The organism is Calothrix sp. UHCC 0171 (genome assembly GCF_034931845.1).
Taxonomy (GTDB): Bacteria; Cyanobacteriota; Cyanobacteriia; order Cyanobacteriales; family Nostocaceae; genus Brunnivagina.
The window spans coordinates 201,380-214,809 of the sequence record NZ_JAYGHN010000005.1; the positions used below are offsets into that span (position 1 = coordinate 201,380).

The window sequence follows — 13,430 nt, forward strand, 5'->3', positions numbered from 1 at the left end:
CTATCTAACTCTGATGATTCCTGATGTGTTGCCAGCCTGCTGAATAACTCGACTATATTGTAATCTCCACTGAAGAGCATTTGAAATTGTTAAATAGCCTTGATTCGGGGGCGATTCTAAAATTCTGTCAGCTAACTGATTAGCACCTATTTCGTCAACCGGCAAATTCCTCTCCATAATAAAGGCGATAATATCATCCTTATTTCCTTCTCGACTTAGAATATCTATGATGCCTCTAGTTGTCTGAAAATCACCTGTTCTACTCTTATCTACAAAAATAGTGTGTCGCATATCTAATCTTCCAGTTCTATTTACAGGATCATCATACTTATCGTAAACAAAAATAAGAAGATGATACCCCAACCCAAATACTTTTTGGGTTGCTGACTCAAAGGGGCAAGAAGATTGCGGCTGCTTTATGCTTGTTACTTTAATATCAACTTCAAGGGCAGGAAGATCAATACCTAAGGCTGAATTTCCTGGTTTATAATTATAGGCTTGGGCTAAATAAGCCGTGAATTTACGTTCGAGATAAGTTCCGACAGCTTTTCCATCTGTGACACCGTAAAGCGTAGGTTCGTCGTATATGGACTCTATTTCAGCAAACCTAGCTGCTTCAGAGCACAAATATTCTATGGTCAGTATGGGCTGCATTCTTTTCTCAGATTATGGCACTGAAAATAATACATCAGTTTGTAGCAGCAGAAAAGCATACATCAAAGTACTCCAGCTTATACCTGAAGTGCTTTCGCTTGGTGCTTTGGAAGAGATGAACTGCTCACACGTGTAATATTGATGATACTTAACGCTTCCATATAATCACGCCTCAGAGGTCATTTATACCGAATCTTTCTGTTTAATTCCCTTAATCCCGGTATTATACGAAACTTTCCATATAAACACCCTTTTAAGTATGGTTATACGGAATTTTTCTGCCTAAGTTCCTAATTATACGATCGCGAGAGAGCATATGTCTTGCTGGTTAACCATTCCTCTCTGAGGCGCGATCGCATTTCACTACTCAATTAAACTTTATTCTCCTTCCTTGACAACAACTACCCGCTCCTTCTCAGGTATCATCATTTTTGAGGCGCGTATGCGCTGCCAAACTGTAAAGGCTAATAGTAATACGATCGCTATCGCTGTGGCTAATATCTGTACTGGAGTTAATCTTTGGAAGTACATTGCCACTAAGTTAGATACTAATGCGATCGCCCATAAAGTTAAAGCTGCATGGCGTTGCGATAAACCCCACGCCAGTAAACGATGGTGGAGGTGGTCTTTTCCTGGGGTATTCATCGGATTTTTACCCGCCATTAACCTCCTGACAACCACTTGAGTTGTGTCAAGCACTGGTAGCAACAAAAATAAAACTGTCGGTACTAATCCGAAGATTGTAGATGTTTGAAGTTTACCTAAAATTGAAGTAGCTGCTAAAACATAACCAAAGAAGTATGCACCCGCATCGCCCATAATGATGCGTGAGGGGTAAAAATTGTGACGTAAGAAGCCGAGTGCTGCACCTCCTAAGGCTGCTAATACCAATGTTGCAGCTGCACGGTTATAAGATTGGGCAGATACAGCCAGCAAACTCATTGAGGTAATAAACCCAACTCCTCCCACTAAGCCATCCATGCCATCCATTAAGTTAATGGCATTGGTAATTCCTACTACCCAAAGCACTGTCACCAAGGTTGAGAGGGTTGAGTCAAATGGTGTGCCAAGAGTTACTGCGATACTAATTTTGTTGGCAACTAATAAGAGCGCTGTTAGGACTTGCACCAACATCCGGACTGAGGACGGCAAGCCAAATTGGTCGTCGATGAAACCAATCAGCACTAGTATTGAACCCCCTAGCAAAATAGTCAGGACTTGGATTAAGACATTTTGGACTTCAATCGGTCTTAACAAGCTCGCCAATACCATTGCCGCCATTACGCCAGTGTAAATAGCCAATCCACCTGCATTTGGTAAAGGTTCGCGGTTCAATCGTCGGGCATTAGGTTGGTCAGCCCAACCAACACGCAGAGCAAATTTCCGGACTGTGGGCATTAAACGCCATGTAACTAGCCAAGCCAATAAAAAAGTAAACACTACTGCCAACCAGCCGAAACCGCTAGGTTTAGCAATTCCGAGAGACTGAAGAAATCCGTTTATATCCATCTCCCGACTCAATAATTATTGTGGTTTTCCGCGAGCTTCAAATGTATATTAATCATTTTTTTCTACTTTATCTGTATCCAAGTGGATTTTAAATTTGAGATTGGGGATGTGTGGGGTTTGACAATAACCTGCTAATCTAACTCCTTCAAAGACTGAAAGCTTTCTTCCGGGTCAATCTCACAAGTGCGATCGCATTACTTTAATAACGTAAATCTACCATCCAAATTTATTTGACGGTATTTACGAATTAGCACTCCCTGCCTTTGAGTGCTAAATTGTCTAGTGTAAGGATTAAAAACGGATAATATGGCGAAGATTGTAGCATTTGATGACGAATCTCGGCGTGCCCTCGAACGGGGAATTAATGCCCTGGCAGATGCTGTGAAAATTACCTTGGGTCCGAAAGGTCGCAATGTACTTTTAGAAAAGAAATTTGGTTCTCCTCAAATTGTCAATGACGGGATTACCGTAGCTAAGGAAATTGAATTGGAAGACCCCCTAGAAAATACTGGGGCGCGGTTGATTCAAGAAGTAGCTTCTAAAACCAAGGATGTTGCTGGTGATGGTACCACAACTGCGACGGTTTTAGCGCAGGCAATGATTAAAGAAGGCTTGCGGAACGTTGCGGCTGGTAGCAATCCGATCGCAGTTAAACGCGGGATGGATAAAACGATTGAGGCTTTGGTTTTAGAAATTGCCAAAATCGCTAAACCCATCGAAGGTAGTGCAATTGCCCAAGTAGCTACTGTCTCTGCTGGTAATGATGAAGAAGTCGGCGCAATGCTTGCCGAAGCCATGGAGAAGGTGACGAAAGATGGCGTAATCACTGTTGAGGAATCCAAATCTCTTTCTACCGAACTCGAAGTTGTAGAAGGGATGCAAATCGATCGCGGTTACATTTCTCCCTACTTCATCACCAACAACGAACGGATGACGGTTGAGTTTGAAAATGCTCGCATCCTGATTACAGATAAAAAGATTAGCAATATTCAAGACCTAGTTCCGGTTTTGGAAAAAGTTGCCCGTTTAGGTCAACCTTTGCTAATTATTGCTGAAGATGTGGATGGGGAAGCGTTGGCAACTTTGGTTGTTAACAAAGCCCGTGGTGTTTTGAATGTAGCTGCGATTAAAGCCCCTGGTTTTGGCGAACGTCGTAAAGCGATGTTAGAAGATATTGCGGTACTCACCCAAGGACAGCTAATTTCTGAAGAAATTGGTTTGAACTTGGATACCGCAACTTTGGAAATGTTGGGGACTGCCCGCACAATCGAAATTGATAAAGAAAGCACTACTATTGTTGCTGCTGGCGAAAATAAGGAAGATATCCAAAAACGTATCGCCCAAATTCGCAAACAACTTGACGAAACAGATTCCGACTACGATAAGGAAAAATTACAAGAACGCATCGCCAAATTAGCTGGTGGTGTTGCTGTAATTAAGGTTGGTGCGGCAACTGAAACCGAACTCAAAGACCGGAAATTACGCATTGAAGACGCACTTAATGCGACTAAAGCCGCAGTCGAAGAAGGGATTGTCGCTGGTGGCGGTACAACCTTAATTCACCTATCGACAAAAGTCGAAGAAATCAAGAAAAATTTCAGCGAAGATGAAAAAATCGGCGCTGATATCGTTGCCCGCAGTCTCGAAGCACCCCTACGCCAAATGGCGGACAATGCTGGTGTTGAAGGCACTGTTGTAGTTGCCCATGTTCGCGAAGCCGCTTTTAATGTCGGTTATAACGCTGCTACAGGGGAATATGAAGATTTGATTGCTGCTGGTATTATCGATCCCGCCAAGGTAGTACGTTCTGCTCTCCAAAACGCTGGTTCCATCGCTGGGATGGTACTGACTACTGAAGCTGTCATTGCTGAGAAGCCTGAGAAGAAACCTGCTGCTGCGCCTGACATGGGTGGCATGGGCGGTATGGGCGGCATGGGCGGTATGGGCGGTATGGGTATGGGCGGCATGGGTATGGGTGGTATGGGCATGATGTAGTAGATGCAAGTAATTGCCTCAACTACCCCAACCAGATTCATTCCGTCTCTACGGATAAATTAATTATTTGTAAATTTTTATTAAGCAGTTTGTCTAAGTCTGGCAAGCTGCTTTTTTATTAAGATTGTTGACTAATATTCTTGATTAAGATTGTGATTATTTAGAGCTAGGAATATCAAATAATAAATCCCAAATTATTACTAACTGGTAGTATAATGTGGCTGTCTTTTAACTAAGTCTATCAAATGCCAAGTTAGATATTGTCATTAAATAGCGATCGCACCCATCTCGAAATTGCAAATTGAGAAAAAATTTGCGTAAATAACCAATAAAATTAGGTAAATTTCATGGGAAAAAAATATCGTCGTATTTCTCAAGTAACTTCCCAGGCGATCGAAGACACAGATGATTATCGAGAATTTTATCATCATCCTGGAGAATTACCAGGGACAATCAATATTCGCACGGATTCTGTACCTTGCACAATCAGATTAATAGATTACAACGATGGCGAATTTATTGACAAAAACAATATTTCTCTGGAGGAATGTGAAAAATATTTAGATACCCACTCTGTATCTTGGGTTGATGTTCAAGGATTAGGAAGTATAGACACTTTAGAAACTTTAGGTAATATCTTTAATCTGCATAGTCTGGTATTGGAAGATGTGGTGAATATGTCAGAGCGTCCAAAAATCGAGGAATATGAAGAACAGTTAGTAATTATTGCTCGTATGGTTGTACCCAAGGACTTTACTTGTGGATTTTATAGCGAACAAGTCAGTTTTGTCTTAAGTAAAAATTACTTACTCACAGTTCAAGAAGAGCCAGAACATGATTGTTTTGAGCCTGTACGCAGTCGGCTAGAACGTAGTCGAGGAATTATTCGCAAACGTGGTGCAGACTACTTAGCTTATGCACTTCTGGATGCAATTGTTGATGGTTTTTTCCCTGTACTAGAAAAATATGGCGATCGCATAGAAGAATTGGAAGAAGAAGTAATTGCAAACCCTACTCGTTATACTCTTCAGAGTATATATCAAATACGCCGAGAATTATTACAGCTACGACGTGCGATTTGGCCTCAACGCAATGCCATAAATTCATTAATTAGGGATAGTAGTGAACTAATTAGTGCAGAGGTTCAGTTTCATTTTCGCGATTGTTATGACCATACAATACAGGTTATGGATATGGTGGAAACCTATCGCGAGCTAGCCGCCGGATTAATGGATGTTTACATGTCAGCAGTTAGCAATAAAATGAACGAAATCATGAAACTGCTCACCGTTATTTCGGCAATTTTTATTCCCCTAACATTTATTGCCGGTGTCTATGGCATGAATTTTAATACCGAAAAATCGCAGTATAATATGCCAGAGTTGAATTGGTATTGGGGGTATCCACTCTGCTTGGCTGTAATGGCTGCGATCGCCTCAGCTTTACTATTCATTTTTTGGCGACGTGGTTGGTTAGAAAATCATTCATCAATTAAAAATTAGTTATTAAGCTGTTAACTTTTAAATCTGAGCAAATTGCTATATTATTCCCAAGAATTAGCCGTGAGGAGTCAAGACTTAAAATTATGCGAGCAGGCGACAATAATTTACTAATATTAACCTTCTACATCATCGGTATATCTTACACAATCAATCGGATGATTGAGTCTATCGACGACAAAATAAATTTCTCTTTTGACAAAGCATCCGTCGATGAACAACTAAAAAAGCAAGAAATATTTGATGATGTCGGCATTAGCTTTAAACTATCTCCAACCTCTGGATTAGAAGACTTAAAAGAATTATTAATGTTTGTTGAAAACAAGTCGAAAAATCTGGCAGTTTACGTTGATTGGGATAATAGTTCTATCGTCATTAAACATAACAAACAATCGATGCGAGTCATTCGGAAATCACCTGATATTACTCGTGACTTAGCTGTGTCACAAAGCCCTGGCTTAGTAGCTCCAGAAAAAACCCTCACAACAACAATTACTTCTGAAAATACATTTGAGCGCGATAAAGAAACCGGAACTTACAACACGAAAAAACCAATTGTTGATATCAAAGGCTTAGAGAAAAACCCCGTCAAAGCCAATCGGATTTTATTCAAAAAATTCATGAATGAAGAAATCACCTTAGAATTTTCGCTCCAACTAGTATTGAGATTATCAGAAGTACGTGTCGGACTTGCCCCAGGACAAAATAAACCACCCATGTGTATTGTCAATTGTCCCTTTATCATCAAAAAACTCCCTTGGACTTACGCCCTTCCTTGGAACCAAAAAAGAAAATAATTACAATCTAGGAACTATCTGGTCATCAAAGATTAAACTGGATAATGGGAGAGAGTAGGTGTAGGTGGTTGCAGACCCATAAAAGTGCTGAAACAAAGAATGCTGAGGGCTGAGTATTCAGGATTTAGTATTCCACTATCAGTCATTTTATGGTTTGAGGAAAGTCCGGGCTTCCGAAAGACCAAACTTGCTGGATAACGTCCAGTGCGAGCGATCGTGAGGATAGTGCCACAGAAAAATACCGCCAAAAGCTTGTTAGGAGTTAGGGGTTGGGAATTAGGAATTAATCACTCATAAGTTTTTAACTGACAACTCCCAACTATTTTGGTAAGGGTGCAAAGGTGCGGTAAGAGCGCACCAGCAGCGTCGAGAGGCGTTGGCTCGGTAAACCCCGGTTGGAAGCAAGGTAATGGAACTACGGTTGGTCTTTTACCAGTTCCGCAAATTGAGCCGCTAGAGGTGTCCTGGTAACAGACATCCCAGATAGATAACCGCCGTTGTTTTGTCGAGATGTTACTTGTAGCATTTCTACAGACAATAACAGAACCCGGCTTATGTCCGACTCTCTCCTTAATTTTCTGATTGGTTAATAGTTAGTGATTGCTAGTCTTTTGTTATTTCTTAACCAATTCCCAATGCCCAATTCTCAATAAATAATAATGTCTCTTGCGTACCCACGCCGTCAGCGTCAACTGGAAAATTTGGTCAAAAAATTAGGTTTGCCACTGGAAGCACCAATTAAGTGGCAGTTACTTGATATGGCGTTGACGCATCCAACAGTATCCGAATCTGCAAACTACGAACAACTGGAATTTGTTGGTGATGCAGTTGTACGTTTGGTGGCTGCTGTTGTGTTGTGGGATAATTACCCTGATTGTTCAGTGGGTGATTTTGCTGCCATTCGTTCGGTTTTAGTTAGCGATCGCATTCTCGCTCAACTTGCTCGTTCCTACGGCTTAGAATTATACTTGCTCGTTGCTGGTAGCGCCACCACAGACAAAGTTGGTCAAGAATCACGATTTGCCGATTCGTTTGAAGCTGTACTTGGCGCACTTTATCTCAGTACCAACAATCTTGACTTAATCCGCCCTTGGTTAGACCCCCATTTTAAAGAACTAACCACCGAAATTCGCCGCGATCCCGCTCGACTCAACTATAAAGCCGCACTTCAAGAATGGACACAAGCGCAGTATAAAGTATTACCAGAATACCGAGTTATAGAAATCCAGCAAGCCCAGCACAATCAAGACAGGTTTAATGCAGAAGTGTGGCTACATGGGAAAAAACTCGGCGAAGGTAAAGGGCGATCAATTAAAGCTGCCGAACAAGCCGCAGCAAAAGTTGCCTTTTTATCTATTAATCCTCAGTAATAACTCTGAACTCAATCTCGGATTAGTCAGTTAATAATCGATAAGACTGTTAATGCTTACTGATGCTTTGTAGCAGAAATTACTTAGCGTTAAAATTCTGCATTGCATCAGTCATAGTTTATTAGTACACAAGAACTAAACTAATAACCATTAGCTAATAACTATTAACTATTAACTACTAACCAATGACAAAAAAAATTAATCTAGCTGTAATTGGAGTTGGACGCTGGGGAGTTCACTGGCTCAGGGTTGTATCCGAAAATCCCCAGGCAAATTTAGTCGCTGTGGTAGAGCCAAATCCAGAACGTCTTGAGGTTGTCAAAAGACAATACCGACTCAGTGATGATATTTTGCTAACAACTGAGTGGCAGGCATTACAAAAGTTGCCTGAACTTGATGGAGTCATCATTGCTACCCCTGCGGTAACTCATTACTCGCTGATTATGGATGCATTGCATTGGGGGCTACATATTCTTGCTGAAAAACCCCTGACAATTCATCCTTGGGAATGTCGAGAGTTGTCTCAGTTAGCAGAACAGCAACAGCGCATTCTCATGGTTGATCATACATATTTATTTCATCCCGCCGTCACAAGGGGTAAAGCAATTATCGAGTCAGGTGAATTAGGTAATTTACGCTACGGATATGCCACTCGTACTCATCTGGGACCAGTGCGTCAAGACGTTGATGCGCTTTGGGACTTAGCTATTCACGATATTGCAATTTTTAATACATGGCTTGGAGAGTACCCCGTGAAGGTGCAAGCAACAGGTTCAGTGTGGTTGCAAGAAAAACAATCGGACTTAGTTTGGGCTACACTTACCTATCCGAGTGGATTTCAAGCAAATATACATTTGTGCTGGCTAAATAACGATAAACAACGACGTTTGGGTATTGTTGGCAGTCAGGGTAGTTTAATTTTTGACGAAATGTTAACAAATGCACCATTAACCTTACTGAAAGGAGAATTTGATATCCAGGACAATTGCTATATTCCCGTTAACCACAGTCAGCAAATATTAGAATTAGAAAAAGCTGAACCATTACAAAAAGCCTGTCAATATTTCCTTGAATGCATACAAAAAAATACTTATCCTGTAATTTCATCCGCGCAGGTAGGTACTAAGTTAGTGGAGATTCTCACTGCTTTGAGTGAATCTTTGCATCAAGGAGGGGTAACAATATTTCTTGATTAAAGGGAAGAGAAAAAATAGGGAAAAGAGACAAAAGGAAGACAGGGAAAATAATTACGAATTAGTACGTAGTGAGTTGACAATACCATTTTCTGGATGTTCGTGATTTTTCTTGAAATTATCATCAGGAGATGTCATCACTAATTCTTCGATCGCTAACAATTCTGGTGGTATTTTTAATGATGCTGTGTCGATTAAGGGTAGAGTAATGGTTGCAGTCGTACCTTGGTTAATGCCATTACTTTCTAGGGAAATTGTCCCCCCCATCAACTCCATTAAGTTACGGGAAATGGCTAGTCCTAAACCTGTACCTTCAAATTTACGGTTTGTAGAACTTTCAATCATCACGTAGGGACGAAATAATTTTTGTTGCTGACTAGGTTCGATACCAATTCCTGTATCTTGAATGGAGATAATTACATAGGGCTGGATTTTTGGCGGGTGTTCAAGTTGATTTGTGAACTGATGTTCCAGCTTAATTTTTGTTGTGATTGTAATGCTACCTTCTTCTGTAAATTTTGTCGCATTGCCAATGAGATTTATTAATACCTGTTTTAATTTTTTCGGATCAGCTTTGACTGGCATTGGCGATGTGAATTCAGGAATACTAAAATGTAATCCTTTTTGTTGAATATTCACAGATTGTAAGTTAATCACTTCTTTTAATATTTGCCGCAAATCAATTGTTTCCAAAAAAACTGATAGTTTGCCAGCTTCTATTTTAGAAATATCCAGTAAATCGTTAATAATTTCTAGCAAATGAATGGCAGTATCATCAGCCCGTTTGAGAAATTCTAATTCTTCTTCTTTGTTATCGCACAAATCTTCACGCACTACGCGGACGCAGTTAATAATGATATTGAGTGGGTTCCTGAGTTCGTGAGATGTTGTTGCTAAAAATTGACTTTTAACTTGGTTTGCTGCTTTTGCCTCTTTCCAGGCACTTTCAATTTCTTCAGACCAAGCTTTGAGTCTTTCCAGCATTCTATCAATTGCTTGTGCAAGCTGATTAAATTCGCGAATTTGAAAGTCGTGGGGTATGGGTTGTGTTGGCGAAGTGGCATGAATGTTTAAGGCATAATCGCGCAATTTTTCCACTGGATTCGCCAAATAACGGGCGATGTATAATGATGCGATTAAACAAGCACTAATTAAGCCTATTGTCAAGAGGACAAGAATTATTTTGATTTCCGTTAACCCATATAAAGCATTATCTAAAGTTGTGACATCCAAGATTACCCATTTTTGATTTGTGGTATTGGGGATGGGACTGGGAATGGCTGTATAACCTGCAAGTAATTCTTCACCTTGTTTTTCAAAGAAAAATTGCAAACTATCCTGTTTGCCTGCGATCGCATGTTGTACAATCTTCTTTAACCTGGATGCATCCTCATGTTGGTTAATATTAGTACCAACTCTTTGAGCAATGGGATGCGCCAAAATTGTCCCATCATCGGCAATCACAACCGTTGAACCAGTTAGCAATACGGGTTTATTCTTAATTTTTTGCTGCAATTCAGATTGAATTGACAGTAAATAACGCATATTCCCGGTATTGTCATATACTGGAGATGAGAGAAGCATCTGTAATTTGTTTTGTGTACCTCGTTCAGAATCTCTTAAGGATTTAATATATATTTTTGGTGGCACAATCACCTTGATGCGAATATTATTTTCTAGTCCCACTGTTTGTGAAGTTGAAGCTTGTGAGCTTGAAGTTTGTGAGCTTGAAGTCAGATTAGTTTGGCTATTAGTAAAACTATCATTGACATTTCTCGCTTCCAAAGGCTCATCACCGCATGTACTGGCAATGACTCGATTAATTGCTAAATCTTGAAATTGAACGCATTCAATTTGTTTTGGTAAATTCTGTTCGAGTAAATTGATAAATAGCTGCACATCCACACTAGAACCAGAACGTAGTATCGTTGTTTGGCTCGCAGTTAGTAAGTTTGTCTTCAGATTTGCGACTCTATCTAAAATTTTTTCCCCTTTGAGAACTGCACTTTCGGTTAAATTTTGACGGGCGGTGTTGAGCTGAGTATGGCGGGCTTTTTTGAAGACTACAATTTCGCCAATCAACAAGACTGGAACCGACAGCAGCAAAATTCTTGTCACTAGTAAGCGACGAAATGATAATTGACGCGGTTTAGGCATCGGCAATCTCACTGAGCATACGCAAACTATAACAGCAACAATATACAATCAAATAGTGGACAAACATTACATAATGATTATCTCTTTGGTTGTTGCAGTTATTAATATAACTTGATTCCGGTCTCTCATACACTGGAATTAGCAATCTATCAAGCATTGAATTACCTAAGTACTTGTTGCAAATTTAAATCATGACATGAAAAAGCTAACCTTTCCTTAACGTTACTAAATCTCAGCTTGAATAGCTAATCTCAGAACAGCCAGAATCATGAAAACAAATAAACACAGAACACAGACAAACAATCTCACGAGATACTTCTTTAATCTAAATGTTGCAACATCATCCTTATGTTACAGTTATCCTCGCCATGAGTGCGGATGGCAAAATTGCGGACTTTAAATCTTCTGCCGCACGGTTTGGCTCAAAATTTGACAAGGCACACCTGGAAAAACAAATCGCGGTTGCGGATGCTGTACTATTGGGTGCTGGCACTCTCCGGGCTTATGGGACAACACTTACTGTCTCGAATCCGAATTTACTACAGCACAGAGAAAAGACAGATAAACCTTTACAGCCTCTTCATATAGTAATTACAGAAAGCGCAAATCTCAATCCGGAAATTCGTTTTTTTCAGCAGCCTGTGCGACGTTGGTTGTTGACGACACAGGAAGGTGCGAATTTTTGGCGGAAACGCTGGGAATTTGAGCGGATTTTCACTTTTGCAGCAAATCTCGGAAATGAACAGCTTAATCAAAAAATTAACATAACCGCAGCATTAGCACAATTTAAACTCGAAGGTATAGATAATCTGGCAGTCTTGGGTGGTGGTAAGCTAGTAGCTGCAATGTTCGAGTTAGACTTAGTGGATGAATTATGGTTAACAGTTTGTCCTTTAGTTTTGGGTGGTGAGATTGCGCCGACACCCGTAGCTGGTAATGGATTCCTGGAAAATTTCGCACCTCGTCTCGAATTACTAGAAGTAAAAACAGTCGAAAATGAGGTTTTTTTACACTATCGAGTCGTGGGGAGAAAAGAAGTAAATATGATTGATATGGGATGAAGGAACTGCGATCGCACTTCTCTTGTCCTATCCTAGAGAAGATCATATGTCATGGGTGGTGAAGCCGTGTTTTTTAGCGTTGTAATTCCAACTTATAACCGTAAACCGATATTAGAAAAATGCCTGCAAGCTTTGGAAGTACAGCAGTTAAGTCATAGTGCTGTCACTGGCTATGAGGTGGTGCTTGTCGATGATGGTTCGACTGATGGGACTTTGCAATGGTTAGAGAAATGCAAAAACGAGTTTCCCCATGTGCGGGTATTTTCACAAAATCATCAAGGTCCTTCTGCGGCGAGAAATTTGGGTGTCGAACAAGCGACTGGTGATACAATTATCTTTATTGATAGTGATTTGGTTGTCACGGAAACATTTTTACAATCCCATGCTGATGCTTTAGTCGCCGGGAAAAATAAACTTGGTAACGACAAGTTTTTTACTTATGGTGCGGTAATTAATACAGCTAACTTTGAAAATCCCACCTCCGAACCATATAAAATTACCGATTTTTCACGAGCTTTCTTTGCAACAGGAAATGTCGCGATCGCTAAACATTGGTTAGAAAAAGCAGGACTGTTTGATACAGAATTTCAATTATATGGTTGGGAAGATTTAGAATTAGGTGTTCGTTTAAAAAATCTGGGATTAGTATTAATAAAATGTCCCCAAGCTGTCGGCTATCACTGGCATCCAGCCTTTAATATTGACCAAATTCCCAACTTAATTGATAAAGAAATTCAACGGGGAAGAATGGGAGTTTTGTTTTATCAAAAGCATCCCACTTGGCAAGTACGATTAATGATTCAAATGACATTACTCCACAAAATATTGTGGGGAACGCTATCTTTAAATGGATTTTTAAATGAGCGGACAATGTTACCGATTTTAAAATGGTTAATTAGTATTGGTCAATCACAGTTAGCTTTAGAGCTAGCACGAATTTTCTTAAATTGGTATAACGTCAAGGGTGTTTATCAAGCTTATGCTGAGATGAAGGGATAGAGGCAGTCCCGATGAAAAAATTTCATCACCAAGCATGAAAGGCGGACACGGAGAAACGGGGACGCGGGGCGAAGAATACGAATGACTCTTTCAAGCTAGAGGGGGCATTTTCACCCTCACTGTGAATACGGTTAGTTAAGGATATTGATTTTAGGGATTTTATCCCAATTTGAAAAAAGAATGCGACAGATGAATT

10 protein-coding genes and 1 other RNA gene are annotated in these 13,430 nt (G+C 40.2%); 8 read left to right on the forward strand and 3 right to left on the reverse strand.

Annotation, left to right across the window (positions count from 1 at the left end; translation table 11 throughout):
* On the reverse strand, positions 1–654 hold the full coding sequence (locus tag VB733_RS06455; RefSeq protein ID WP_323339262.1) for a restriction endonuclease: 654 nt from the start codon (positions 652–654) through the stop codon (positions 1–3).
* Positions 655–1,032: 378 nt separating this feature from the next.
* Positions 1,033–2,163: an MraY family glycosyltransferase gene (locus VB733_RS06460; protein WP_323339263.1), complete on the reverse strand. Its 1,131-nt coding sequence runs from the start codon at positions 2,161–2,163 to the stop codon at positions 1,033–1,035.
* Positions 2,164–2,469: 306 nt separating this feature from the next.
* On the opposite strand from VB733_RS06460, the gene groL reads away from it, so the two are divergent.
* The 6 genes from groL to VB733_RS06490 all read left to right on the forward strand — a co-directional run bounded on the left by groL (position 2,470) and on the right by VB733_RS06490 (position 9,020).
* On the forward strand, positions 2,470–4,158 hold the full coding sequence (gene groL / locus VB733_RS06465) for a chaperonin GroEL (RefSeq protein ID WP_323339264.1): 1,689 nt from the start codon (positions 2,470–2,472) through the stop codon (positions 4,156–4,158).
* A gap of 347 nt (positions 4,159–4,505) precedes the next feature.
* Positions 4,506–5,660 carry a magnesium/cobalt transporter CorA gene (corA, locus tag VB733_RS06470; RefSeq protein WP_323339265.1) on the forward strand — a complete coding sequence of 385 codons (1,155 nt, stop codon included), beginning with the start codon at positions 4,506–4,508 and terminating at the stop codon, positions 5,658–5,660.
* 83 nt (positions 5,661–5,743) lie between these two features.
* On the forward strand, positions 5,744–6,454 hold the full coding sequence (locus tag VB733_RS06475) for a hypothetical protein (RefSeq protein WP_323339266.1): 711 nt from the start codon (positions 5,744–5,746) through the stop codon (positions 6,452–6,454).
* Between the two features lie 50 nt (positions 6,455–6,504).
* Positions 6,505–7,025, forward strand: an RNA gene (gene rnpB, locus VB733_RS06480) — RNase P RNA component class A.
* Between the two features lie 88 nt (positions 7,026–7,113).
* Positions 7,114–7,824, forward strand: a complete 711-nt coding sequence (gene rnc, locus VB733_RS06485) for a ribonuclease III (protein WP_323339267.1) — start codon at positions 7,114–7,116, stop codon at positions 7,822–7,824.
* A gap of 185 nt (positions 7,825–8,009) precedes the next feature.
* Positions 8,010–9,020: a Gfo/Idh/MocA family oxidoreductase gene (locus VB733_RS06490; protein WP_323339268.1), complete on the forward strand. Its 1,011-nt coding sequence runs from the start codon at positions 8,010–8,012 to the stop codon at positions 9,018–9,020.
* A 51-nt stretch (positions 9,021–9,071) separates the two neighbouring features.
* Here the strand turns inward: VB733_RS06490 and VB733_RS06495 are convergent, their stop codons facing one another.
* Positions 9,072–11,174 (reverse strand): ATP-binding protein, encoded by a 2,103-nt coding sequence (locus VB733_RS06495; RefSeq protein ID WP_323339269.1) that lies wholly within the window; start codon positions 11,172–11,174, stop codon positions 9,072–9,074.
* Between the two features lie 329 nt (positions 11,175–11,503).
* Between VB733_RS06495 and VB733_RS06500 the strand changes: the two genes are divergently transcribed.
* Together VB733_RS06500 and VB733_RS06505 are read left to right on the forward strand one after the other, a co-directional pair.
* Positions 11,504–12,235 (forward strand): RibD family protein, encoded by a 732-nt coding sequence (locus tag VB733_RS06500; RefSeq protein ID WP_323339270.1) that lies wholly within the window; start codon positions 11,504–11,506, stop codon positions 12,233–12,235.
* Between the two features lie 51 nt (positions 12,236–12,286).
* Positions 12,287–13,234, forward strand: coding sequence for a glycosyltransferase family 2 protein (locus VB733_RS06505; RefSeq protein WP_323339271.1), 948 nt, complete (start codon positions 12,287–12,289; stop codon positions 13,232–13,234).
* Positions 13,235–13,430 lie beyond the last annotated feature (196 nt).